A 24,399-nucleotide genomic window follows, 5' to 3' on the forward strand; every position below is an offset into this window, starting at 1 on the left:
GCGTCAAACAAAGAGATCGAGCGCCATGGCCAGCCCAAAGATCGATGCTTCGACGATTGCCGATTACCAGCGCGACGGCGCAGTCTGCATCCGCGGCGCCTTCAAGGACTGGGTCGACGTGATCGCCGACGGCATCGAGCGTAATATGCAGAACCGCAGCGCCACCGCTTCGGACATCGCCGGCGGCAAGGGCAGCTTCTTCGACGATTACTGCAACTGGGAGCGCTTCCCGGAATTCGTCAGGATCGTCAGGGAATCGCCGGCCGCCGCGCTCGCCGCCGCGGTCATGCAGTCGCGCAGCGCCCGGTTCTTCCACGACCACGTGCTGGTCAAGGAGCCCGGCACGCAGAAGCCGACGCCCTGGCACCAGGACATCCCTTATTACTTCGTCGACGGCAGCCAGACGGTCAGCTTCTGGATCCCGATCGATCCGGTGAAGGAAGCGACGCTGAGGCTGATCGCCGGCTCGCACAAATGGGAAAAGATGGTGCTGCCGGTGCGCTGGCTAAACGACGCCAATTTTTACGCTGGCGAGGGCGACTACCTGCCGGTGCCCGATCCCGACAACGACCCGTCGATGAAGGTTCTGGAATGGGAGATGGAGCCGGGCGACGCCATCCTGTTCGACTTCCGCACGGCGCACGGCGCGCGCGGCAACCTGACCGCGGCACGCCGCCGGGCGCTGTCGTTGCGCTGGGTCGGCGACGATGCGCGCTATGTCGAGCGTCCCGGCCGCACCTCGCCGCCCTATCCCGGCCACGACATGAAGCCCGGCCAGAAACTGCGCGAGGATTGGTTTCCCGTCATTTTCCAAAGCTGAAGCATTTTCCAGAGCTGAGCCGCTCTCCGAAGCTTCCGTTCCCCGACCGGTCAAGTTCGGCACCTGTCTCATTGGTCTTGATGAGGCCTATGTTCCCGTGCGCAATTGCCGCCAAAATGCCGAGACGCCTTGACCCGTCGCCCGCGGACCAATAGCGGGTTCAGGGAGACGATCAGCAAGAGGTGGCCATGAACGTTCTTCTTCTCGGTTCGGGTGGCCGCGAACATGCGCTCGCCTGGAAGATGTCCGCCTCGCCGCTGCTGACGAAGCTCTACGCCTCGCCCGGCAATCCGGGAATCGGCCGCATCGCCGAACTGGTGAAGCTCGACGTCGCCGACCATTCCACTGTGGCCGCCTTCTGCCAGGAAAAGAAGATCGATCTGGTCGTGGTCGGTCCGGAAGGCCCGCTGGTCGCCGGCATCGCCGATGATCTGCGCGCCTGGGGCATCCGCGTCTTCGGTCCGTCAAAGGCCGCGGCGAGGCTCGAAGGCTCGAAGGGCTTCACCAAGGACCTTTGCGCCAAATTCAACATCCCGACCGCCGCCTATGGCCGCTTCAGCGACCTGGCCTCGGCGAAAGCCTATGTCGTGAAGACCGGGGCGCCGATCGTCATCAAGGCCGACGGGCTCGCCGCCGGCAAGGGCGTTACCATCGCCATGACGCTCGATGAGGCGAACGCCGCGCTGGAAGCCTGTTTCGACGGTGCCTTCGGCGCGGCCGGCACCGAGGTCGTGGTCGAGGAATATCTGACCGGCGAGGAGGCAAGCTTCTTCTGCCTGTGCGACGGCGCCACCGCGCTCCCCTTCGGCACCGCGCAGGACCACAAGCGCGTCGGCGACGGCGACACCGGGCCGAACACCGGCGGCATGGGCGCCTATTCGCCGGCGCCGGTGATGACGCCGGAAATGACCGAGCGCACCATGCGCGAAATCATCGAGCCGACCATGCGCGGCATGGCCAATCTCGGCGCACCTTTCGCCGGCATCCTCTTTGCCGGCCTGATGATTACCGACCAGGGCCCCAAGCTGATCGAATACAACACCCGTTTCGGCGATCCCGAATGCCAGGTGCTGATGATGCGGCTGAAGGACGACCTGCTCGTCCTGCTCAACGCCGCCGTCGACGGCCAGCTCGCGCATATGTCTATCCGCTGGAGCGACGAGACGGCGTTGACGGTGGTGATGGCGGCGCGGGGCTATCCCGGCACGCCGGAAAAGGGCTCGGTCATCCGTGGTCTCGACAAGGCGGAAGGCGAGGGCGTCCAGGTCTTCCATGCCGGCACCGCCATCAATGGCGGCGCGCTGGTCGCCAATGGCGGCCGCGTGCTCAACGTCACCGCGCTCGGCAAGACCGTCGGCGAGGCGCAGGCCAAGGCCTACGCGGCGATCGAGCATATAGACTGGCCGCAGGGCTTTTACCGCCACGACATCGGCTGGCGTGCCGTCGAGCGCGAAAAAGCTGGAAGCTGATCAGGCGGCCTTGCTTTTGCCTGTCCGCGCCCAAGCCGGCAGCCAGTCGCCATGCGCGGCAAGCAGGTCGTCGACCAAGGACCAGATCTGGTCGAGGTCGAGCTCGGCCGCCGTGTGCGGGTCCATCATCGCCGCATGGTAGATGTGCTCGCGGTTCTCGCTCATCAGCGCCCGCACCGTCAGCTCCTGCACATTGATGTTGGTGCGGATCAGCGCCGTGAGCTGCGGCGGCAGATCGCCGATGTAGGTCGGCTGGATGCCGGAGGCATCGACCAGGCACGGCACTTCCGCCGCGCAGTCGAAAGGCAGCGAGGTGATGCAGCCATTGTTGCGCACATTGCCGTAGATCACCGACGGCTCGCCGGTCCACACCGAATTCATGATCGAGGAGGCATATTCCCTGGACTGCTCGACCTCGATCCGGTCGGCCGAGCGGTAGGCTTCCGCCTCGCCCTTCCAGCGCTCGATCTGCTCGATGCAGCGTTTCGGATATTCGTCGAGCGGAATGCCGTATTTCTCCATCAGGTCGCCGCGCCCCTCCTTGATGAAATAGGGCGTGTACTCGGCGAAATGCTCGGAGCTCTCGGTGACGAAATAGCCGAGCCGGGTCAGCATCTCGTAGCGCACCTTGTTCGGGCAGCGCGGGTTCCAGCCGGGTTTTGGCGCGCGGCTCTCGCGATAGGCGCGCACGAGGTCGGGATAGAGGTCGCGGTAGGAGCCGTCCGGCTGGCGATGCTCGAACTTGAGATAAAACGCCATGTGGTTGATGCCGGCCGAGCGATAGCGGATCTCCTCATAGGGAAGGTCGAGATCGTGCGCCAGTTCCATCGCCGTGCCCTGCACCGAGTGGCAGAGCCCGACCTGCTTGATCGTCGGATATTTCTCGGCGATCGCCCAGGTGTTGATCGCCATCGGGTTGACATATTGCAGCATGATCGCCTCGGGGCAGACGGCGAGCATGTCCTCGCAGATCTTCCACAGATGCGGCACGGTCCTCAGGCCCCGCATGATGCCACCGACGCCGAGTGTGTCTGCGATGGTCTGGCGCAGGCCGTATTTCTTCGGCACCTCGAAATCGGTGACGGTGCAGGGCTCGTAGCCGCCGATCTGGAAAGCGACGACAACGAAGTCGGCGCCGGAAAGCGCCTTTCGCTGGTCGGAATAGGTCTCGGCCTTCGCCTTGACGCCCAGCGTCGCTATCAGCTTGTTGACGACGACGGCGCTCTCTTCCAGCCGCTGCGGGTTGATGTCCATCAATGCGATCGTCGCGCCCGACAGGGCCGGCCGCTGCAGCACGTCGCCGACGATGTTCTTCATGAATACCGTTGAGCCGGCGCCGATGAACGCGATCCTGGGATTTCTTGCCACTGTAAAAACCTCCGGCACTTCTAGGCCACGTCGAAAGCGGCCCTGACGAGCCGTTCCGTGTAGGCGGTCTTGGGATTGGAAAGGACCTCGTCGACGGGTCCCTGTTCGACGATCTTGCCGTGCTGCATGACGATGACGCGGTGGCACAGCGCCCGCACCACCTTGAGGTCGTGCGAGATGAAGAGATAGCTCAAGCCGCGCTCGTCTTGCAGCTTTCGCAACAGGTCGATGATCTGCGCCTGCACGGAAAGGTCGAGCGCCGAAGTCGGCTCGTCGAGCAGGATGAATTCGGGCTCCAGCGCAATCGCCCGCGCGATCGCGATGCGCTGCCGCTGGCCGCCGGAGAATTCATGCGGGAAGCGCGACAGGATGTTGCCGGGCATGCCGGCGCTCACCAGCGCCTCGCGCACCCGTTCGTTCCGCTCGCGCCGCGTCGCACCCAACCTGTTGACGACCAGCCCTTCCTCGATGATCTGGCCGATCGTCATGCGCGGATTGAGCGAGGAGAACGGATCCTGGAACACGATCTGCATGCGCGAGCGCAGCGGCCGCATCTCGGCCCGCGTGAGACCCTCTATCGGCTGGTCGTCGAAACGGATCTCGCCGCGCTTGGCGTCGAGCAGCCGAAGCAGGGCTTGCCCGAAAGTGGTCTTGCCGGAGCCGGATTCGCCGACGAGCCCCAGCGTCTCGTGGCGGCAAAGTTTCAGGTCGAGATCGTCGACGGCGACCAGCTCGCGCCAGTCCGGCTTCATGAAAGAGCCGTGGCGCAGCATGAAACAGACGCGCACGCCATTCGCCTCGAGGATCGTGCGGGACTTGTCGGGCAGCACCTTCGGCCGTCCGTGTGGCTCGGAAGCGAGCAGCCGCTGCGTGTAGGGATGTTGGGGATTGGCAAACAGTCGCTCGGTGACGTTATGCTCGCGCATCTCGCCATGCTGCATGACATAGACGTAGTCGGAGAACTTGCGCACCACGGTGAGGTCGTGCGTGATCAGGATCACCGCCATCCGCAGCTCTTTCTGCAGGTTGCGGATCAGGTTCAGGATCTGGGCCTGCACGGTGACGTCGAGCGCGGTGGTCGGCTCGTCGGCGATCAGCACGTCCGGTTCGTTGGCCAAGGCCATCGCGATCATGACGCGCTGCCGCTGGCCGCCCGAGAGCTGATGCGGATACTGCTTGAGCCTTGCCTCCGGTTCGGGGATCTGAACATGCCGCAAAAGCTCGAGCGCTCGCGCCCAGGCTTGTCTGCGGCCGACTTTGCGATGCACCCTGATCGCCTCGACGATCTGGCTGCCGACCGTATAGATCGGGTTCAGCGAGCTCATCGGCTCCTGGAAGATCATCGAGATGCGGTTGCCGCGCAGCTTGCGCCGGGCGCTCTCGGCAAATTTCAGGATGTTTTGCCCGCAATAATCGATGCTCGACCGGGGCGAAACCGTCGCCCGCCGCGATAAAAGCCCCATGACGGTGCGCGCCGTCACCGACTTGCCTGAGCCGGACTCGCCGACGATCGCGATCGTCTCGCCGCGATAAAGCTGGAACGAGACGTCCTTCACCGCCTCGACGGTGCCGTGCTCGACCTTGAAGGCGACCTCGATATTGCGCGCGTCGATGATGGGCTGCTCATGGCGCGCGTCATGGTCGAGCCGGACGGCTGGCGCGAAATTGTCTGCGAGCGCGATCGTCGTCATCCGGCCACCTCAATAGGGATCGACGGCATCGCGCAGGCCATCGCCCAGCGCGTTGAAGGCAAAGACGGTGATCAGCACGAAGCCGACCGGCGACAGGATCCAGGGATAGGTGCCAATGACCGAATAGGTCGCCGTGTCCTGCAGCATCAGGCCCCATGAGATCAGCGGCGGCTTCACCGCGAAACCGAGAAAGCCGAGGAAGGATTCGAGCAGCACCACGGTCGGGATCGCCAGCGTCACCGCGACGATCACGTGGCTCATCACATTGGGGAAGATGTGCTGCATGATGATGCGCCGGTCTGTGGCGCCCACCGCCATCGCGGCGCGCACATAGTCGATCCGCGCCAGCGCCAGCGTCTTGCCGCGCACCTCGCGCGACATCTGCGCCCAGCCCAGCGCCGACATCACGATGATGACGAAGGCGAGGAAGACATTCGTCGGTGCTGTCACGGGGATCAGCGTCGTCAGCGCGAGATAGAGCGGCAGTTGCGGGAAGGCGAGCACCAGCTCGACGAAGCGCTGCATCCAGACATCGAACTTGCCGCCGAAATAGCCGGAGACCATGCCGACGGTGGTGCCGATCACGGTGATGATGAAGACCACCGTCAGCGCGATCATCAGCGACACGCGCGAGCCGTGGATGGCGCGCGACAGCACGTCGCGGCCGAACTTGTCGGTGCCGAGGAAATGCACCGGCTGACCATCCATCGAGCCGAAGAGGTGCCGGTTCGCCGGGATGAGCCCAAAGAGCTTGTAGGGCGCACCCTCGACGAAGAAGCCGAGCAGCCGCGGATGGTCGTAGTCAGGCCCGACGATCGGCTGGAAGGTGACCGGATCGAGGTCGGTCGAATCGGCCAAGGCATAGATTCTCGGCCGCGCGACGAAATTGCCGTCCTTGTCGTGGAAGACGGGCAGTTGCGGCGGCGCGAAGGCCACATCGGTCGCCTTCGGATCGGAGGGCGCCAGGAAATCCGCGAACACCGCCATGACAAGCAGGAGCACAACCAGGCACAGCCCGGCCATTCCTGTCCAGGAACGCTTCAGGCGACGCCAGACAAGGGCGATATAGCTCTCATTGCCGTGCGCCGGCTCAGCAAAGGTCACGCCTGCCGCCGGCAAAGGCGTAAGGGATGGGGGCGTCGGGGAGGGGTCGCGCGCCAGCATCTAGCGCTCCCCGAACTGGCGGATGCGGGGATCGAGCAGCACCAGCAGCATGTCGGCAATTATGTTGCCGACGATCAGCGTCGCCGACAGCACCATCATGAAGGTCGCCGTGACATAGACGTCGCCCACCGCCATCGAGCCGACGATCGCCGGCCCGACGGTGGGCAGCGCGAAGATGATCGCCGTCTCGATCTCGCCGGTCAGCATGTAGGGCAGCACTACGCCCTGATACATCACCAAAGGATGCAGCGCGTTGGGCACGGCGTGCCGCATCACCACGGCGCCGCCGGTCAGGCCTTTGGCCTTGGCCGTCTCGACATATTGCGCGTTGAGCGTGTCGAGCAGATTGCCGCGCATCACGCGCATATTGTAGGCGAGCCCGCCGAAGGTCGCGATCGCCACGACTGGCCAGACGTGCTTGACCAGGTCGACGACCTTCGCCCACGACCACGGCGCGCCGCCATATTGCGGTGAGAAGAACGAGCCGATCTCCGAGACGTTGAACTGGAAGACCAGCAGATAGACGATGATCAACGCCATCAGGAAGCGCGGCACCGTCATGCCGAGGAACGAGATCGCGGAAAGTGTCGAGTCGATCCAGCTATACTGCCTGGTCGCCGCCCATATACCGAAGGTGATGCCGAGCACCGAGGCGAGCAGATGGCAGACCAGCGCCAGAAGCAAGGTGCGCGGCAAGCGCTCGCCCACCACATCGGCCACCGGCTTGTTGTAATAGAGGCTGTAGCCGAAATCGCCGCGCGTGACGATGCCGCCGATCCAGTTGAGATACTGGACGGGCAGCGGCTTATCGAGGCCGTGTTCGACCCGGTAAGCCTGGGCTTGCGCATCCGCTTCGGCGTAGGAGGCGCCGCCCTGGTTGATCAGCTGCGATTTGATGTAGTCGGCATAGTCGCCAGGCGGCGCCTGGATGATGGCGAAGGTGACGAGGCTCAAGATTGCGAGCACGGGAAGCGCCGACGCTATGCGCATAAGCAGGAATCGCAACATCGGATGGTCCACTTTCCTTCTTCCCGGTCGCTCCTGGGGCGCCCCCAGATTTGGTTTTGTCCGGCCGCGCCAGCGGCGCGACCGGAGTTCTCTTCGTCAGGGGAGGTTAACTAGTTCATCGGGCCCTTGTCTCCGGGCTTGCCGGGAAGCTCCTCGGGGAAGAGCTCATATTTCGCCTGCTTGTCGGCGGCGACGAAGACGCGCTCGCGGATGATCGAATCCTCGGCCCAGTTGAACATGTAGATCGGCGTGCCCTGCGGGATGTTGGAGAAGCGCTTGTTGACGATCAGCGCTCCGGGGTATTCCGTCAGGCCGACATTGTAGACGTTTTCCGTCGATATCTTCTGGAACTTTCGCATCAGGTCGGCGCGCTCGTCATTGTCCTGCGTCGCGACGAACTTGTTGACGATGTCGACAAGGTCCTTCTCGAACGGCATCAGGTCGACCTCGCCGCTTTCCGGCGCGCGATGGTTCCAGCTGGTCTTTGGACCGACGGGAGCGAGCTGCTCGGTGTTCTGCACCACGGAAGTCAGTTCGGTCTCATTGCGCCGGATCAGCCAGTCGAAGCGGCCGGAATATTGGGTTGCATCGCGCTGCGTGCCGTTGACGCCGTTGATGACCACCCTCAGCCCAAGCTTTTCCATTTGAGCGACGACGCCTTCGGCCAGGCTCTTGTCGGTCGTGTAGTCGTTGTTGACCAGCATCACGATCTCGACATTCTTGCCGCCGGCCGTCCCGGCCGGGAAGTTCACGAAACCGTCGCCATCCGTGTCCTTGAGACCGGCCTTGGCAAGTTCAGCCTTGGCGCCCTTGAGATCGAAGGGATAGTAGACGGTCGATTTGCGGTCATAGAAGCTGGTGCCCGAGGAGAAGCCGCCCGGATAGATGGCGGTGAACGGGCCCTTGACCAGCGAGTCGCCCAGCGCCTTGCGGTCGAGCGCCATGGTGACCGCCTTGCGGAAATCCTCGTTGCGGTTGAGCTCACGCAGCGCCTGGCCGCGCTCGTCCGGATTGCCCCAGCCATTGGCGGAAAAATTCATGCGCAGATTATAGCCGATGAGGCGCGGACCGAAGGCAAGCCGTGCCGGCGCGTTCTTCTCGGCGGCACGCTTCAGCGAGGCGACGAAGTTCTCCGGCTGCTCCAGGTTGGAGAAGTCGCCCGAGCCCGCCACCGCCTGGACGTCGCGATCGGCCCAGGTCGAGAGCTTGTATTGCAGCTCGTTGAGATAGGGCAGTTGGTTGCCCTTCTCGTCGACCTTCCAATAGTAGGGATTGCGGCGCAGGACGATGATGTCGTCCGGCCGGTATGCTACAGGCACCCAGGCGCCCATCACCGGCATGTTCATGAATTCCGGCGGGAAGGCATTCTTGAACTGGTCGTAGGTGTTCTTCGAATATTTCGGATGCTGCGGCTTGAGGATATGCGACGGGCCGGGGCAGAAAGTGCCGTAGGCCATCGCAAAGAGATATTGCTTCGGGAACGCCGCCTTGAACGTCCATTCCACGGTGTAGTCGTCGATCTTCTTAAGCGTGGTGCCGACGCCGAAGGTTTCCTGCGTCGCGCCGTTGAGCGGCGAGACGTTGGGATCGAGCACTTCGTCCTCCCAGTAGAACATGACGTCGTCGGCGTTGAAGGGTGCGCCGTCCGACCATTTGGCGCCTTCGATCAGATGCATGGTGAGCTTGTGGCCGTCCTTCGACCATTCCCAGCTCTTGGCGAGGTTGGGCAGCGGCTCGATGTCCTTGGCTTCGACCTGGAACAGCGGCGCCGTGCGAGTCAGGCATTCGGACAGGCCGATGTCGATGCCGCCCCAGCCTTGAGTCTGGCCGGCGCCATAGTTCCAGCCTTCCGGCCTTCCGCCGATGACGTGGCGCATCGTGTCGCCATAGACGCCAATGCCGTCCGGCATGTTGCCCGCCTTGAAGACCATGGGCTCCTTGGGTAGCCTCTCCTTGACCGGCGGCAGCTTGCCGGCCTTGACGTATTTCTCGGTCACCCAGCCCGGCTCGTGATATTCGGGCAGCGCCTTGAACTCCAGGATGGAGTCGCGCGCCACGTAGTGGATCTTGCCCTCGGCCGGAAACGTCGCCGGTTCCGGCGGGATCGTCGGCTCGGATGCAAAAGCGTGTGCCGGAATGGCGGCGCTCACCGCCAGTCCGGCGGCAAAGCCAATTGTGCGTAAGGTCCTCATAGTCTCCTCCCAGTTGTTTGGACGCCCGCTGCTGCCCGCCTCTTGTTTCTGGACGGCTGATCCGGCGGACGTGCCTCCTGCATGTCTGCCTGCCTGCCCGGATCTCAGCCGGCCTGTTTGAGTGCCGCCTTTTCGGCGCGCAATTCCTCGATCGAGCGCACGTTGCGCCTGGCCGCGCCCGCCCATTCGCGGGTCTTGACCTTGGCTTTCGAAAGCCGCTCCTTTGCCGCCGGAACGGCATCGGCATATTGCGGCAGCCAGGCCGCCTGGGCGACGACCATCTCGTCCACCATCTGCCAGACCTCTTCCGGCGTCGACACCGCGCCGACCAGCGGGTCATGCAGGACGGCGAGCTTCAACAGGTCGATGTCGCCGGCGATCGCGGCATGCACCGACATGCGCTGCACATTGATCGAGGCCATGCAGGTGGCCGCGCAGGCCTCCGGCAGCGTGATGCCGGCCGCCATGTTGATGCCGAAGCGGTCGACGAAACCGGGTGACTCTATGATAGCGTCCTGCGGCAGGTTGGTGATCACGCCGTTGTTCTTGACGTTGAAGTGGCCGCGATAGACGCGGTTCGTCTCCAGCGCTTCGAGAATGTGGCTGGCATGCTCGTTGGAGCGTTTTGCCGGGTCGATCGGCTTGGAAGCCGCTTCGAGGAACTGCGGATATTCCGTCTCGAACCAGTTGCGGGTCTCGGTCGAGTAGCGCAGATAACCGCCCGTCTCGCCATGGATCCAGTCCGACATGTCGATCCAGCGCGTGATCTCGTCAGGGCGCTTGCGATACCAGGGCAGATATTCGGAGAGATGCCCGTTGCTTTCGGTCGAATAAACGCCGAAGCGCTTCAGCACGTCGATGCGCAGCTTCTCCTGCTTCGAATAGACGGGGTGGGCCTCGAAGGCGGCGACCAGCTCGTCCTTGCCGATCGGCCGGCCGTTCAGCCTGAGCTCGACGAACCAGGTCTGGTGATTGATGCCGGAGCAGACATAGTCGAGCTCCTCGGGCGACTTTGCGCCCAGCACTTCGGCGATCTGCTCGGCGCCGTGCTGCACGCCATGGCAGAGGCCTACCGTGTCCACCTTGCCATACTCGATCGCGGCCCAGGTGTTCATGGCCATAGGGTTGGCGTAGTTCAGGAACTTGGCGCCGGTCGCGGCGACCTCGCGGATGTCCCGGCAGAAATCGAGGATCACCGGAATGTTGCGTTGGCCGTAGAGGATGCCGCCGGCGCAGATCGTGTCGCCGACGCACTGGTCGATGCCATATTTGAGCGGGATGCGGATGTCGTCCGCATAGGCTTCCAGCCCGCCGACGCGCACGCAGCTGATGATGTAGCGCGCGCCCTCCAGCGCCTTGCGGCGTTCGGTCGTTGCCGTCACCTTGGTCGGCAGCTTGTTCGCTTCCACGATCCTGTCGAGGATCGCCTTGATCATCCCGAGATTGTGCTCGCTGATGTCGGTCAGCGCGAATTCGACGTCCTTGAATTCCGGCACGCACAGGATGTCGGTGAACAGCTTCTTGGTGAAGCCGACGCTGCCGGCGCCGATAATAGCGATTTTGAAACTCATCACCTTCACCTCGATCCAATCGAATGCTAGGCAAGGAGCCACGGAGGAGAACATGGCCGCACGCAACAGCGCGCATGCCATTTAAACCCGGAAATCCGGCTTTTCTCCTCCCGCCCGCTCCTCGACCGCGGGTCTTTCGCGTTCTGAGAAGCCGGATTATGCGCTTATTCGCCGGCGCGACCAGAGAAGGATTATGCTTTCGAGGGTAATTTTGTGCTGCATGACCTGATCGCCAACGGAAAGCTGATGCGGACGATCTCGCTGCCGCGCGGCCGCCAGCGCCTGCACGCCATGCCGACCAGCACCGGCTACGAAGTGCGCGAGGACGAGACCTACGACTGGGACGGGCGAAAGCGCGGCCAGACCCCGTTCACGGTTCTCCAGCATACGATCAGCGGCACCGGTCAGTTGCGCTACGAGAGCCGCAACTATCGTCTGCAGGCGAACGATACGCTGCTGGTTCTGGTGCCGCACAACCATCGCTACTGGTTGGCCAAGGGCGACCGCTGGGAATATTTCTGGATCTCGATGAACGGTGAGGAGGCGCTTCGCGTCCACAAGTCCATCCTCAGCGTCTCGGGCCCGGTGCTCCGGCTGCAGCCGGCGACCATCGACCACCTTGCCGATTGCAGCCTGCGGCTGATCAAGGGCGCCGCTTCGCCAGGCGCGGCCTCCGCGATCGCCTATGAAGCGGCGATGGCGCTCTATGACGATGTCTTCGGCTCGCATGCCTTCGCCGAGAAGCAGAGCGCCATGCAGCCTGTCATCGACCACATCAACGGCAATCTCGACAAGCCGCTGCCGGTGGCGGAGCTGGTCGAAATCAGCGGCCTTAGCCGCGCCCATTTCTCACGCTGCTTCGCAGAGAGCGAAGGGCTGCCGCCGGCCGAATTCGTCCTGCAGCAGCGCCTGCAGCGCGCGGCGAAGCTGCTCACCAAGGCGGATTTCCTGCCGGTGAAGGAGGTCGCGGTGCTGTGCGGCTTCGAGGATGCGAACTATTTTTCGAAGGTCTTTCGCCGCTGCTACGGCATCAACCCGACACAGTTTCGCACCACCGGCATGTATGCGAGCCTCGGCAGCCATCGCTGATGTCCCTCTGGGCTCCTGGAAGAAGTCGGCTCCTGGAAGAAGTCAGCGCCTGGCGCTGTCGAGCGCCGTCGAGGCGGTGCTGACCGGATCGGCCGCGGCGGCAAAAGCCGCGTCGATCTGCTCGGGCGTGCGCTGTCCGGAGCGTTTCCAGGCGACATATTGCACAATGCCGAAGCTGGCACGCCGCGGCACCGTCTTCACCACCGGCATGCGGAACCCGTCGCGGAATTTCTCCCAGCGCGCGCCGAGCACCGCGACCATTTCCTCGACGGTCGGCGGCGTCGCCACGTCGGCATAGGTGATGGTGACCTTGCCGGCCAACGCGGCCTGACGCGAAACCGGCACCGGGATCGAGGCGAGGTAGTCGGCCGGGACGTCGAGCAGGCCGCCAAAAGACCATTGCCGGCGCAGCTCGTCGGCGCTCATCGGCGCGACGCTGACGTCGATGTCGTTGCGCGTGCCGGGTACACGATATGGACAACGGAAACGTCCGCAATTGGTGTGCGCCGAGAATTGCCAGAGCGCATAGCCCTGCCAGTTGCCCATCGGAAAATGCACGTCGATGTCGGGCTTGTAGCGCGCATACCAAAGCGGCAGCCGCGACAGGAGGCGATACTGGTAGCGGTTGTCGGCGATATACTGGGCGGTCTTGCCGTTGACATAGAGCACCGGGAAGCGGCCGAGGCGGCGATGCACCTGGCGCACGAATTCCTCGGCGTCTTCCAGCGACATCCATTGCGTTGGATCGATGCCTTCGATGTCGAGGGCCATCAGCTCGTCCGGCGCCGGCTCGGCGAAATCGATGAAATTATTGGCCTGCTCGACCGGATTGCCGGGCCGTGCCAGGTGATAGGCGCCCCATTTCAAGCCAAGCGCCTTGGCCACCACCTTGCGCGTCTGGAACAATTCGCGCGTCACCGCATAGCGCTTCCATTGCGCCTTGCAGAGTTTGACGTCGGCTTCGGCGCCGAAGCAGAAATAGGGCGGCGGCAATCCGTCGGATGCCTTATTGATGAAGCCGGCGATGCGCTTGTCGGTGACGAGCTGCTGCCAGTCGATCGAATTGTATTCGTAGGCGTCGATCACCAGCGGGCGGTCGGCATTCTTCCACGGCTCGGAGAAATCCGAGGCCTTTGCCGCCGTGCCCAGCGCAACCGCCGCCGCGAGAAGCGCCAGGCGGCGAAGAGGGCGCGCTGGCTTTTTCAATCAGGGTGTCTTCCCCACTGACCAGGAAACGATCCTGAACCGCTATGGTTAAGGAATTGCTTTCAGGACATCGGCTGCGTCGATCTCCTCCAAACGTCAAAAAAGTATCAGTGGGGTGGACAAGCCGTGGTGGCAGGCGTTTCAATTGCCGCCTAAGCTTTCAATCACGGCGGCCAGTGGAAATACACGGGCCTGCCTGACGAAGCGCAGCAACCGGTCACAAGACCGGACCCGCGCGGGGAGGAAATGAAGATGAATCCGGACCTGGAAGTCGTCCAGATCAGACAGGGAGAGTCGTTCAAGGCCTGGGCCCACGGCTACCCTTTCCGTACTGTCCGCTGGCACTTCCATCCCGAGTACGAGCTGCATCTGGTCGTCGCCACCACCGGCCGCTATTTCGTCGGCGACTTCATCGGCGAGTTCGAGCCGGGCAATCTGGTGCTCACCGGGCCCAATCTGCCGCACAACTGGGTCAGCGACGTGCCGCCGGGTGAGACCGTGCCGCTGCGCGGCCGCGTCGTGCAGTTCTCGGAAGAATTCATCGCCGGCGCCGCCGCCGCCTTGCCCGAACTTGCCGCCTGCGCCGGCATCCTCGAAACCAGCCGCCGCGGCGCGCTGTTCTCGCCGGCGACGGCTGAGCTCGTGGCGCCCGTACTGGCGGAACTGACCGAGGCGCAGGGTGTGCGCCGCCTGTCGCTGTTCATGGCCGTGCTCGATATATTGAACCGCGCCGGCGACGTCCGCACGCTGGCCAGCGCCGGCTATCTGCCCGACCCCTCGGGCTTCATGTCGGCCGGCATCAACCAGGCGCTCGCCTACATCAACTGCCACCTGACCGAGCCGTTCAGCGAAGGCACTCTGGCCGAGATCGCCGGGCGCAGCCCGAGCGCCTTCTCGCGCAGCTTCCGCCGCCATACCGGAATGGCGCTGGTGCAGTATGTCAACCGGCTGCGCATCAACCTTGCCTGCCAGCTCTTGATGAGCGAGGCGCAGATGTCGATCACCGAAATCTGCTATGCCGCCGGCTACAACAACATCTCGAATTTCAATCGCCAGTTCCTGGCGCAGAAAGGCATGTCGCCTTCGCGCTTCAGGGCCTTGCTGGCTGAGAACGTCAACGCGGAGATTGCCGCCTAACAGGGAGGAAGCGGGAGGAGCCTGAAGCGGTTCCGGTCAGAAAGATTTTTCGCCCGGAATTGCATCGACAAAGAAATATTCAGGGAAGGAAAGACGCGGGGTGCAGGGCACCCTGTGCTGGGGTTCGTTTGCCCGAAATCCAGCACGTTCAGGAGGATGTCTGCGTGGTTAATCGGGATCGATCGATCCTGGGCCGCTGATAACATTCCTCCCAACAGTTCGTGATGCAGTCAAGGCCTGGCGCGTGGTTCACCGCGCAGGTCCTCGTGAAACCATTTCTCGAAACGGAGACATTCGAATGACCAGACATGCTTGGAAATCGCCGTCTGCCTTGAAGTCGACAATCGCGGCCGTTTTCGCGGTCTCGCTGCTCGGCAGCACCGCGGCCTTCGCCGACACCGTAACCGACGCCACGGTTGCCTTCCTGATGCCCGACCAGGCGTCGACCCGCTACGAGCAGCACGACTATCCCGGCTTCGTCGCCGAGATGAAGAAGCTCTGCCCGGGCTGCAAAGTGATCTACCAGAACGCTGACGCCGATGCGGCGCGCCAGCAGCAGCAGTTCAATTCGGTGATCTCGCAGGGTGCCAAGGCCATCGTGCTCGACCCGGTCGATTCGACCGCCGCCGCCTCGCTGGTGAAGCTCGCGCAGAGCCAGGGCGTCAAGGTGATCGCCTATGACCGGCCCATCCCGACGGCGCCCGCCGATTTCTACGTGTCCTTCAACAATGAAGGCATCGGCAAGGCCATCGCCGACTCCCTGGTCGAGCACCTCAAGGCTCTGAAGGTCGACCCGGCCGGCGGCGGTCTGCTGCAGATCAACGGCTCGCCGACCGATGCGGCCGCCGGCCTGATCAAGAAGGGCATTCACGAGGGTCTCGACAACAGCGGCTATCCGATCCTGGCCGAGTTCGACACGCCGGAATGGGCGCCGCCGAAGGCACAGCAATGGGCGAGCGGCCAGATCACCCGCTTCGGCGCCAAGATCCTCGGCGTGGTGGCCGCCAATGACGGCACCGGCGGCGGCGCGATTGCCGCCTTCAAGGCGGCTGGCGTCGACCCTGTTCCGCCGGTGACCGGCAACGACGCGACGATCGCGGCGCTGCAGCTAATCATTGCCGGCGACCAGTACAACACCATCTCCAAGCCGAGCGAAATCGTTGCGGCCGCCGCGGCCAACGTGGCCGTCAAGCTCTTGTCGGGCGAGAAGCCGAAGGCCGAGATGACGCTTTACGACACGCCCTCGCAGCTCTTCACGCCGGCGGTGGTGACGCAGGAGAACCTCAAGGCCGAGATCATCGACAAGAAGATCAACACGGCCGCCGAGCTCTGCGTCGACCGCTATGCCGAGGGCTGCAAGAAGCTCGGCATCACGAAGTGATCATATGACATCCGGCCGCCACTCGGCGGCCGGATGTCCAGGGAACGATTGTCAAGAAAGGCGGCGCATGAGTGACAGTCTTGAAGAGTCGGCTTCCGTCGGCGAGCTGGTGCTCAGCCTGCGCGGGATATCGAAGAATTTCGGCGCCGTTTCGGCGCTGACCGATATCGATTTCGATGTCCATGCCGGCGAAGTCGTCGCGCTGGTCGGCGACAACGGCGCCGGCAAGTCGACGCTGGTCAAGATCCTCGCCGGCGTGCACCAGCCGAGCTCGGGAACCATCAATTTCCGCGGCAAGCCGGTCACGCTGCCCGACCCGCGCGCGGCGCTGACGCTCGGTATCGCCACGGTCTTCCAGGATCTCGCGCTCTGCGAGAATCTCGACGTCGTCGCCAACATTTTCCTCGGCAACGAGCTCAGCCCGCTGCGGCTGGACGAGGTAGCGATGGAGATGCGCGCCTGGACGCTGCTCAACGAATTGTCGGCACGCATCCCGAGCGTGCGCGAGGCGGTCGCCTCGCTGTCCGGCGGCCAGCGCCAGACGGTCGCGATCGCGCGCTCGCTGCTGCTCGAGCCGAAACTCATCCTGCTCGATGAGCCGACCGCGGCCCTCGGCGTCGCCCAGACGGCGGAGGTGCTCAATCTTATCGATCGCGTCCGCTCGCGCGGTCTTGGCGTCGTGATGATCAGCCACAACATGGAGGATGTCCGCGCCGTCGCCGACCGCATCGTCGTGCTGCGGCTGGGGCGCAACAACGGCGTCTTCGAGCCCGACGCCTCGAACCAGGACCTGGTGAGCGCCATCACCGGCGCGTCCAACAACGCGGTGTCGCGCCGTGCCGAGCGTCTGCGCATCGAGCGCGATCATAGCGGCAGCGCACAGGCGGGGGAGCAGCGCCCATGACGGCAGAGAAAAGCACCTCCGCCCCGCTGGCGCTCGACCGCGCCGACGCGCGGGTGAAGCATGAGGCGGGTATAGGCGGAGCCGTCCGCGCCTTCCTCGACCGCGTGCGCAGCGGCGACCTCGGCTCGCTGCCGGTCATCGTCGGCCTCGTCGTCATCTGGACCGTGTTCACCAGCCTCAATCCGGTGTTCGTTTCCAGCAGCAATCTGGTCAATCTCCTGTTCGACTGCTCGACCGTCGGCGTCATCGCGCTCGGCATCGTCTGCGTGCTGATGGTCGGCGAGATCGATCTTTCCGTCGGCTCGATCAGCGGCTTCGCCTCGGCGCTGGTCGGCACGCTCTGGGTCAACCAGGGCTGGCCGGTCGCGCTCGCCATCCTCGCGGCGCTCGCCTTCGGTGCCCTGATCGGCTCGCTCTATGCCCTTTTGTTCAACCGTCTGGGCATGCCGAGCTTCGTTTCGACGCTTGCCGGCCTGCTCGCGGTGCTGGGCATGCAGCTCTACATCCTCGGTTCCACCGGCTCGATCAACCTGCCCTATGGCTCGGCGCTGGTGGATTTCGGCCAACTGATGGTGATGCCGAAATGGGTCTCGCACACGCTGGCGGCGATCCCTGGCTTGGCGATGCTGGCCAGCGGACTTCGCACCTTCGCGCGCCGCCGCGCGGCCAACCTGTCCGCGCCGTCCGTGACCGGGCTCATCGTGCGAGTCGCCATCATAACCATCGGCCTCGAGCTGATCGTCGCCTACCTCAATCAGTCGCGCGGCATTCCGTGGATGTTCGGCCTGTTCGTCGGCCTCGTCGTGGCGATGAACTACGCGCTGACCCGGACCAAGTGGGGGCGCTCGATGACCGCCGTCGGCGGCAACCGCGAGGCGGCGCGGCGCGCCGGCATCAAGGTGCGGGCCATCTATCTCAGCGCCTTCGCGCTCTGCTCGCTCTTCGCCGCGCTGGGCGGCGTGCTGGCGGCCGCACGGCTCGCTTCCGCGAGCCAGCAGGCCGGTACCGGCGACGTCAACCTGAACGCCATCGCGGCCGCGGTCATTGGCGGCACCAGCTTGTTTGGCGGCCGCGGCAGCGCCTATTCCGCGCTGCTCGGCATCATCGTCATCCAGTCGATCGCCAGCGGCCTGACGTTGCTCGATCTGTCCTCGTCGCTTCGTTACATGATCACCGGTGCCGTTCTGGCCATCGCCGTGATCGTCGACTCCCTCGCGCGTCGCTCCCGTGCCTCGCACGGCCGCGCCTGAACAGTTCAAATGAGAAGGGTACACATGGCTCACAATCTTTCGGGAAAAGTCGCCGCGGTCACCGGCGCGGCATCGGGCATCGGTCTCGAATGCGCCAGGGCGATGCTTGCCGCCGGCGCCCGCGTCGTGCTGGTCGACCGCGCGGAGGACAGGCTGAAGGAGGTGGTCGCCGAGCTCGGCGACGGCGCGATCCCGCTGGTGGTCGATCTCACCAACCCGGCAAGCGTGGCGACCATGATGCCGGGCATCCTCGACAAGGCCGGCCAGCTCGACATCTTTCACGCCAATGCCGGCTCCTATGTGGGCGGCGAGATCCTCAACGGCGATCCGGATGCCTGGGACCGCATGCTGAACCTCAACATCAACTCGGTGTTCCGCTCGGTGCACGCGGTGCTGCCGCACATGGTCGAACGCAAGACCGGCGACATCATCGTCACAAGTTCGATTGCCGGCCTCGTCCCTGTCGTCTGGGAGCCGGTCTACACGGCCTCCAAGCACGCCATACAGGCCTTCGTCCATACGCTGCGCCGGCAGGTGGCCAAGCACGGCCTGCGCGTCGGCGCAGTGGCGCCCGGACCGGTGGTGACGGCGCTGATCAGCGATTGGCCGAAGCAGAAGCTCGAGGACGAGCTGGCGGCCGGCGGACTGATGCAGCCCACCGAGGTCGCGGACGCCGTACTGTTCATGCTGACGCGGCCGAGAAACGTCACCATTCGGGATCTGGTGATCCTGCCGCAGAGCAATGATTTGTAGGCAGTAGGAGTTAGGCAGTAGGGAATAGGGAAAGAGGCGGTTGCCTCCGGCCATCCAACACGGACCATCTCCTACTGCCTACTGCCTACTGCCTACTGCCTACTGCCTACTGCCTACTGCCTACTGCCTACTGCCTACCTTGAGGTCCCCCCATGCCTTCCCACTTCCTCGGCATCGATGTCGGCACCGGCAGCGCGCGCGCCGGCGTCTTTGACGAGCGCGGCCAGCTGCTCGCTTCCACCAAGCGCGACATCGCGCTCTTCGTCGAGCCCGGCGAGATCGCCGAGCAGTCCAGCCGGGACATCTGGGAGGCGGTGTGCGCCAGCGTGCGCGAGGCGGTCGGGAAGGCGGGCGTCGATCCCCGGGAAATCGGTGGCATCGGCTTCGACGCGACCTGTTCGCTGGTGGTGGTCGGCGACGACGGCGGGCCTTTGCCGGTCGGTCGCTCGGGAGATAGCGACAGGAACATCATCGTCTGGATGGACCACCGCGCCCTCGACCAGACCAGGCGCATCAACGCCCTTCGGCATCCGGTCCTCGACTATGTCGGCGGCGTCATTTCGCCCGAGATGGAGACGCCGAAGCTTTTGTGGCTGAAGGAGAACCTGCCGGGGACCTTCGCCAAAGCGAGGCATTTCTTCGACCTCGCCGATTATCTCACCTGGCGCGCCACGGGCAGCCTTGCCCGCTCGGTCTGCACGCTCGCCTGCAAATGGACCTATCTCGGCCACGAGCGGCGCTGGGACGAAAGCTATTTCCATGCCGTGGGGCTCGGCGAGCTTGCCGACGAGGGTTTTGCCCGCGTCGGCACGGACGTTGTCGATCCCGGCACGGCGCTGGGTGCCGGCCTGACGGAAGCGGCCGCCGCTGAATTGGGACTGGACGCGGGCACGGTTGTCGCTGCCGGGCTGATCGACGCCCATGCCGGCGGCGTCGGCACCGTGGGGGCTGCAGGCGAAGCCGGCACCATCTCGTCGCGCATGGCCTATGTGCTCGGCACCTCTGCCTGCACCATGGCAAGCAGCGAAGGTCCTGCTTTCGTTCCAGGAGTCTGGGGCCCCTATTATTCCGCCATGGTGCCCGGGCTCTGGCTGAGCGAGGGCGGCCAGTCGGCGGCCGGCGCGGCCATTGATCTGCTGGTGCATTTCCACCCGGCCCAAGCCGAGGCCTCCGCGCGCGCCGCTATGGAAGGCAAATCGCTGGTCGATTGGCTGGCCGCGGCCGTCACGGCGGGTTCGCCCGAGCTGTCGGCCGCTGCCACGCTCGCGGGAAGCATCCATGTCGTTCCCGAATTCCTCGGCAATCGCTCGCCCTTGGCCGATCCGGATGCGCGCGGCCTGATCGCCGGGATCGGCACCGACCGTTCCGTCGAAAATCTCGTCGGCCTCTACGTGGCCGGGCTTTGCGGCCTCGGCTATGGCGTGCGTCAGATCGTGGCGGCGATGGCGTCATCCGGTCTTGCCGTCGATACCATCGTCATCAGCGGCGGCGCCGGGCAGTCGCCGCTGGTGCGCCAGCTGCTTGCCGACGCCGCCGGCTTGGCGGTCGCCGCGTCGCAGTCGCCCGAACCGGTGCTGCTGGGTGCTGCGATGCTCGGAGCGGTGGCAGCCGGCCGGTATGCGGACATTTCGAGCGCCATGCCTGCCATGTCCCGGCTTGGCGATGTCTTTACACCTGCGTCGAGTGACATGCGCGCTTGGCACGACAAGCGTTACGAAGCCTTCCTGGCGCTGCAGGCGGTGGGACGCAGCATACGTTGAGAGAGTCGCTTTATCCTTGCGCAATTCCGGACGGAAAACCGCGCCCCACTTTCCTGGAACTACCAGCCGGATGTAATTCGTCGTAGATTCTGAGTGGTAATTGCAGCTTTGAGATAGGCCTTGGCCTTCGCGATTTCGTCATTCTATGGCGGAGCAAGGAGCGAAGCGACGCGCGCAGACCATAGAGTCCGTTGCGTTACGTTGAGGCCCTTCTACGGTCTAGAATTCTGCTCCGCTGCACTCCACGGCAAAAGCCACGGAATGATCCCCGGGTCTGCGCGTCCGCTCCGCCCGTGGATGACGACGTCTACGCAAAATCCGCGTGACAAAGTTTGACGTTTACGTAAAAAGAAGGTGCGAAATCGACGCGTGGTTTCGCTTCGGCCATGCACTAGGATTGGCTGGAACGGAGGAGGAGCAGACATGTATCGCGCGCCGGTCGAGGACATCGCCTTCACGCTGAAGCAGGTGGCGGGGCTGAAGCCGGCGCTTGACGCCGGCATTTTCGGCGATCTCGGCGAGGATCTTGTCGACGCGATCCTGGCCGAGGCGGGCCGCTTCGCCAGCGAGGAGGTCGCTCCCCTCTACAAGATCGGCGACGAGCATGGTGCTGTGCTGAAGGACGCCGCCGTCACCACGCCGCCCGGCTGGAAGGAGCTCTACCGGCGCTGGATCGAAGGCGGCTGGAACGCGCTGTCGGGTCCGGAAGAATTCGGCGGGCAGGGCCTGCCGATCATGCTCGGCGTCGCCGCGCTCGAAATGTGGAACTCCGCCGCCATGGCCTTCGGCATCGGCCCGACGCTCACCATGGGCGCTGTCGAGGCGCTCGACAAACACGCCTCGGAGGAACTCAAGGCCAAATACCTCGCAAAACTCGTCTCCGGCGAGTGGATGGGCACAATGAACCTGACCGAGCCGCAGGCAGGCTCGGACCTAGCGGCCTTGCGCAGCCGCGCCGAGCCCGTCGGCGACGGCACCTATCGCATCTTTGGCCAAAAAATCTTCATCACCTATGGCGAGCACGATTTCACCGACAACATCGTGCATCTGGTCTTGGCCAGGCTTCCCGACGCGCCGGCCGGGACGCGCGGCATCTCGCTGTTTTTGGTGCCGAAGTTTTTTGTCAACGACGACGGTTCGCTCGGCGCCCGCAACGACGTCTTCTGTTCCGGCCTCGAGCACAAGCTCGGCATCCATGCCTCACCAACCTGCACCATGATCTATGGCGACGGTTTTCAAGGTTCTACACCCGGCGCCATCGGCTGGCTGATCGGCGAGGAGAACAAGGGGCTGGCCTGCATGTTCACCATGATGAACAACGCCCGCCTTGCCGTCGGCATGCAGGGCGTGGCCGTGGCCGAGACCGCCACACAGAAGGCGATCGCCTATGCCAATGAGCGCCGCCAGGGCAAGGCCTCGGCCTATTCGGGCCCCGGCATGGCGCCGATCGTCCATCACCCGGACGTGCAGCGCAATCTCTTGACCATGAAGGCGCTGACCCAGATCGCGCGCTCGATCAGCTATTCCTGTGCGCATGCGCTCGACCGCGCGCGTGTCGGCGAGGGCGAGGCCGCCGCCAAATGGCATGACCGCGCCAGCCTGCTGACGCCGCTCGCAAAAGCCTTTTCCACCGAGATCGGCGTCGAAGTCGCCTCGTTGGGGCTCCAGGTGCATGGCGGTATGGGCTTCATCGAGGAGACGGGTGCAGCCGCGCTTTATCGCGATGCGCGCATCGCGCCGATCTATGAAGGCACCAACGGCATCCAGGCGATCGACCTTGTCGCGCGAAAGCTGCCGCTCGGCGGTGGCGAGCATGTGCATTCTTATATCGGCGAATTGAAAGCGGTGGCCGATGCGGTGCGCACCTCCAACATCGACGGTTTCGGCCGCACCGCCGACAATCTCGACCATGCACTGGCCGATCTCCACGAGGCGACGGGCTTTCTGCAGAAGCTCACGGCCGATGGTAAGGCCGATGCCGCCATGGCCGGCGCGACGCCCTATCTGCGCCTGATCTCGCTCGCTGCCGGCGGCGCTTATCTGGCGCAAGGCGGGCTGGCCGATCATGGCCGCATCGCCCTTTGCCGCTTCTTCGCCGAAAACCTGCTCGGCGAGACGCGCGCGCTCAAGGATCGTGTCGTGGGCGGCGCCGAGAGCCTTGCCGTTGCCGGCAAGGAACTGATTCCCGCTTGACGTTCACAAGGAAAAAATCGTGACAGACCACATCCTCGTCGAGCGCCAGGGCGCGGTGCAGATCATCCGCATCAACCGCCCCGACAAGAAGAACGCGCTGACGCGCGCCATGTATGCGAAAATGTCGGCGGCGCTCGCCGAAGGCGACGCCGATTCGGCGGTCCGCGTCCAAGTCTTCCTCGGCGTTCCGGGCGCCTTCTCCTCCGGCAACGACCTAGCCGATTTCCTGGTCATCGCCACCGGCGGCGAGGGCGGCAACGAGGTCTGGGATTTCCTGATGGCGCTGGCCAAGGCCGAAAAGCCGATGGTGTCGGGCGTTGACGGCATTGCGGTGGGCATCGGCACTACGCTCAACCTACATTGCGACCTGACCTTTGCCACGCCGCGCACGCTGTTCCGCACGCCCTTCGTCGATCTCGGCCTGGTGCCGGAAGCCGGCTCCAGCCTGATCGTTCCGCAACTGCTTGGCCGGCAGGGCGCCTTCGCGCTGCTCGGCCTCGGCGAAGGCTTTTCGGCCGAGCGCGCCAAGGCCGCGGGGCTGATCTACGATGTCGTCGCGGAAGACTCCCTCGAAAGCGCGGTGTTGGCCGCCGCCAACGACATCGCGGCCAAGCCGCCGCAGGCGCTGAAGATCGCGCGCGACCTGATGCGCGAGCCGCGCGATGAATTGATCGCCCGCATCAAGGTCGAAAGCGAGCATTTCCGCGAGCGGCTGACCTCCGAAGAGGCGCGCGCTGCGCTCACCGCTTTCATGACGCGCAAGAAGGGCTGAGTCCTTCGCCTCTGTTACCGTTCAAGGATAAAGCCGCGTCTTGTCCCATCCGCCTTGCGCGTTGCGCGAAAAGACGACGCGGTCATGCAGGCGGAACGGCCTGTCGTGCCAGAACTCGATCGTCTGCGGCAGGATGCGGAAGCCCGACCAGTGTTTTGGCCGCGGGATATCGCCGATGGCGTAGCGCGCCGTGTATTCGGCCACCGCCTTTTCCAGCGCGAAGCGGCTCTCCAGCGGCCGCGACTGTTTCGAGGCCCAGGCGCCGATGCGGCTGCCGCGTGGGCGCGTGGCATAATAGACGTCGGCCTCGGCGTCGCCGACGATCTCGACCGGCCCGCGCACCCGCACCTGGCGGCGCAGCGATTTCCAGTGGAAGCACATCGCCGCCTTCATGCTGCCAAGAATTTCGCGGCCCTTGGCGCTCTCGAAATTCGTGTAGAAGACAAACCCCTTTTCGTCGAAGCCCTTGAGCAGCACCATCCGCACATCCGGCATGCCGTCGGCGTCGACGGTTGCCAGCGCCACTGCGTTGGGATCGTTGGGTTCGCTTTTCGTGGCGTCCTCCAGCCATGCGGCAAAGAGCCGGAAAGGCTCCGCGGCCTCGGTGAAGTCACCGCTTGTTAACTCAGTTTCGTTCATAGTTTTCCGAATTTTTACCGTTCCGGGAGGAG

At 64.3% G+C, this 24,399-nt stretch carries 19 protein-coding genes; 11 read left to right on the plus strand and 8 right to left on the minus strand.

The genetic code is table 11. The features are described 5' to 3' along the window. The first annotated feature begins 25 nt into the window (after positions 1-25). Positions 26-820 carry a phytanoyl-CoA dioxygenase family protein gene (locus LB553_RS19705; protein WP_224515982.1) on the plus strand — a complete coding sequence of 265 codons (795 nt, stop codon included), beginning with the start codon at positions 26-28 and terminating at the stop codon, positions 818-820. 188 nt (positions 821-1,008) lie between these two features. Continuing rightward, a complete protein-coding gene (gene purD / locus LB553_RS19710; RefSeq protein WP_224515983.1) occupies positions 1,009-2,289 on the plus strand; it encodes a phosphoribosylamine--glycine ligase in 1,281 nt (426 codons plus the stop codon). Here purD and LB553_RS19715 read toward each other — a convergent pair whose 3' ends face one another. The 6 genes from LB553_RS19715 to LB553_RS19740 all read right to left on the minus strand — a co-directional run bounded on the left by LB553_RS19715 (position 2,290) and on the right by LB553_RS19740 (position 11,283). Beyond that, positions 2,290-3,657: an alpha-glucosidase/alpha-galactosidase gene (locus LB553_RS19715; RefSeq protein WP_224515984.1), complete on the minus strand. Its 1,368-nt coding sequence runs from the start codon at positions 3,655-3,657 to the stop codon at positions 2,290-2,292. Positions 3,658-3,677: 20 nt separating this feature from the next. After that, on the minus strand, positions 3,678-5,348 hold the full coding sequence (locus LB553_RS19720; RefSeq protein ID WP_224515985.1) for an ABC transporter ATP-binding protein: 1,671 nt from the start codon (positions 5,346-5,348) through the stop codon (positions 3,678-3,680). 9 nt (positions 5,349-5,357) lie between these two features. Next, on the minus strand, positions 5,358-6,512 hold the full coding sequence (locus LB553_RS19725; RefSeq protein ID WP_224515986.1) for an ABC transporter permease: 1,155 nt from the start codon (positions 6,510-6,512) through the stop codon (positions 5,358-5,360). Next, on the minus strand, positions 6,513-7,520 hold the full coding sequence (locus LB553_RS19730; protein WP_224515987.1) for an ABC transporter permease: 1,008 nt from the start codon (positions 7,518-7,520) through the stop codon (positions 6,513-6,515). Positions 7,521-7,630: 110 nt separating this feature from the next. Then, complete coding sequence (locus tag LB553_RS19735; RefSeq protein WP_224515988.1) at positions 7,631-9,712, minus strand: ABC transporter substrate-binding protein; 2,082 nt, start codon at positions 9,710-9,712, stop codon at positions 7,631-7,633. 104 nt (positions 9,713-9,816) lie between these two features. Further along, positions 9,817-11,283 carry an alpha-glucosidase/alpha-galactosidase gene (locus LB553_RS19740; RefSeq protein ID WP_224515989.1) on the minus strand — a complete coding sequence of 489 codons (1,467 nt, stop codon included), beginning with the start codon at positions 11,281-11,283 and terminating at the stop codon, positions 9,817-9,819. A 246-nt stretch (positions 11,284-11,529) separates the two neighbouring features. Between LB553_RS19740 and LB553_RS19745 the strand changes: the two genes are divergently transcribed. After that, the gene (locus LB553_RS19745; RefSeq protein ID WP_412033361.1) at positions 11,530-12,372 is read left to right on the plus strand and encodes an AraC family ligand binding domain-containing protein; all 843 of its coding nucleotides are present in this window, start codon (positions 11,530-11,532) and stop codon (positions 12,370-12,372) included. A gap of 42 nt (positions 12,373-12,414) precedes the next feature. Here the strand turns inward: LB553_RS19745 and LB553_RS19750 are convergent, their stop codons facing one another. Continuing rightward, a complete protein-coding gene (locus tag LB553_RS19750; protein ID WP_412033360.1) occupies positions 12,415-13,578 on the minus strand; it encodes a glycoside hydrolase family 25 protein in 1,164 nt (387 codons plus the stop codon). Between the two features lie 252 nt (positions 13,579-13,830). Here LB553_RS19750 and LB553_RS19755 point away from each other — a divergent pair, with 252 nt between their 5' ends. The 8 genes from LB553_RS19755 to LB553_RS19790 all read left to right on the plus strand — a co-directional run bounded on the left by LB553_RS19755 (position 13,831) and on the right by LB553_RS19790 (position 23,728). Next, positions 13,831-14,715 carry an AraC family transcriptional regulator gene (locus tag LB553_RS19755; protein ID WP_224515991.1) on the plus strand — a complete coding sequence of 295 codons (885 nt, stop codon included), beginning with the start codon at positions 13,831-13,833 and terminating at the stop codon, positions 14,713-14,715. A 298-nt stretch (positions 14,716-15,013) separates the two neighbouring features. Then, entirely contained in the window at positions 15,014-16,096 is a 1,083-nt protein-coding gene (locus tag LB553_RS19760) for a sugar ABC transporter substrate-binding protein (RefSeq protein WP_224515992.1), read from the plus strand. Between the two features lie 67 nt (positions 16,097-16,163). Then, the gene (locus LB553_RS19765; protein ID WP_224515993.1) at positions 16,164-17,000 is read left to right on the plus strand and encodes an ATP-binding cassette domain-containing protein; all 837 of its coding nucleotides are present in this window, start codon (positions 16,164-16,166) and stop codon (positions 16,998-17,000) included. Further along, complete coding sequence (locus LB553_RS19770) at positions 16,997-18,250, plus strand: sugar ABC transporter permease (protein ID WP_224515994.1); 1,254 nt, start codon at positions 16,997-16,999, stop codon at positions 18,248-18,250. The genes LB553_RS19765 and LB553_RS19770 overlap by 4 nt, the downstream gene beginning before the upstream one ends. 24 nt (positions 18,251-18,274) lie before the next feature. Further along, complete coding sequence (locus tag LB553_RS19775; RefSeq protein ID WP_224515995.1) at positions 18,275-19,003, plus strand: SDR family oxidoreductase; 729 nt, start codon at positions 18,275-18,277, stop codon at positions 19,001-19,003. Between the two features lie 152 nt (positions 19,004-19,155). Next, entirely contained in the window at positions 19,156-20,763 is a 1,608-nt protein-coding gene (locus LB553_RS19780) for an FGGY-family carbohydrate kinase (RefSeq protein ID WP_224515996.1), read from the plus strand. A gap of 423 nt (positions 20,764-21,186) precedes the next feature. Then, the gene (locus LB553_RS19785) at positions 21,187-22,956 is read left to right on the plus strand and encodes an acyl-CoA dehydrogenase family protein (RefSeq protein WP_224515997.1); all 1,770 of its coding nucleotides are present in this window, start codon (positions 21,187-21,189) and stop codon (positions 22,954-22,956) included. 19 nt (positions 22,957-22,975) lie between these two features. Beyond that, complete coding sequence (locus LB553_RS19790) at positions 22,976-23,728, plus strand: crotonase/enoyl-CoA hydratase family protein (protein WP_224515998.1); 753 nt, start codon at positions 22,976-22,978, stop codon at positions 23,726-23,728. Between the two features lie 21 nt (positions 23,729-23,749). On the opposite strand, the gene pdxH is transcribed toward LB553_RS19790, so the two are convergent. Next, a complete protein-coding gene (pdxH, locus tag LB553_RS19795) occupies positions 23,750-24,367 on the minus strand; it encodes a pyridoxamine 5'-phosphate oxidase (protein WP_224515999.1) in 618 nt (205 codons plus the stop codon). Positions 24,368-24,399: the final 32 nt, after the last annotated feature.

The organism is Mesorhizobium sp. CA8 (assembly GCF_020164955.1).
Taxonomy (GTDB): domain Bacteria; phylum Pseudomonadota; class Alphaproteobacteria; order Rhizobiales; family Rhizobiaceae; genus Mesorhizobium.

Bases quoted from the DNA above. Each gene is read 5' to 3' on its own strand.
- LB553_RS19705 (WP_224515982.1), top strand. From the start codon at position 26: ATGGCCAGCCCAAAGATCGATGCTTCGACGATTGCCGATTACCAGCGC.
- purD (WP_224515983.1), top strand. From the start codon at position 1,009: ATGAACGTTCTTCTTCTCGGTTCGGGTGGCCGCGAACATGCGCTCGCC.
- LB553_RS19720 (WP_224515985.1), bottom strand. From the start codon at position 5,348: ATGACGACGATCGCGCTCGCAGACAATTTCGCGCCAGCCGTCCGGCTC.
- LB553_RS19725 (WP_224515986.1), bottom strand. From the start codon at position 6,512: ATGCTGGCGCGCGACCCCTCCCCGACGCCCCCATCCCTTACGCCTTTG.
- LB553_RS19730 (WP_224515987.1), bottom strand. From the start codon at position 7,520: ATGTTGCGATTCCTGCTTATGCGCATAGCGTCGGCGCTTCCCGTGCTC.
- LB553_RS19735 (WP_224515988.1), bottom strand. From the start codon at position 9,712: ATGAGGACCTTACGCACAATTGGCTTTGCCGCCGGACTGGCGGTGAGC.
- LB553_RS19740 (WP_224515989.1), bottom strand. From the start codon at position 11,283: ATGAGTTTCAAAATCGCTATTATCGGCGCCGGCAGCGTCGGCTTCACC.
- LB553_RS19745 (WP_412033361.1), top strand. From the start codon at position 11,530: ATGCGGACGATCTCGCTGCCGCGCGGCCGCCAGCGCCTGCACGCCATG.
- LB553_RS19755 (WP_224515991.1), top strand. From the start codon at position 13,831: ATGAATCCGGACCTGGAAGTCGTCCAGATCAGACAGGGAGAGTCGTTC.
- LB553_RS19760 (WP_224515992.1), top strand. From the start codon at position 15,014: ATGACCAGACATGCTTGGAAATCGCCGTCTGCCTTGAAGTCGACAATC.
- LB553_RS19765 (WP_224515993.1), top strand. From the start codon at position 16,164: ATGAGTGACAGTCTTGAAGAGTCGGCTTCCGTCGGCGAGCTGGTGCTC.
- LB553_RS19770 (WP_224515994.1), top strand. From the start codon at position 16,997: ATGACGGCAGAGAAAAGCACCTCCGCCCCGCTGGCGCTCGACCGCGCC.
- LB553_RS19775 (WP_224515995.1), top strand. From the start codon at position 18,275: ATGGCTCACAATCTTTCGGGAAAAGTCGCCGCGGTCACCGGCGCGGCA.
- LB553_RS19780 (WP_224515996.1), top strand. From the start codon at position 19,156: ATGCCTTCCCACTTCCTCGGCATCGATGTCGGCACCGGCAGCGCGCGC.
- LB553_RS19785 (WP_224515997.1), top strand. From the start codon at position 21,187: ATGTATCGCGCGCCGGTCGAGGACATCGCCTTCACGCTGAAGCAGGTG.
- pdxH (WP_224515999.1), bottom strand. From the start codon at position 24,367: ATGAACGAAACTGAGTTAACAAGCGGTGACTTCACCGAGGCCGCGGAG.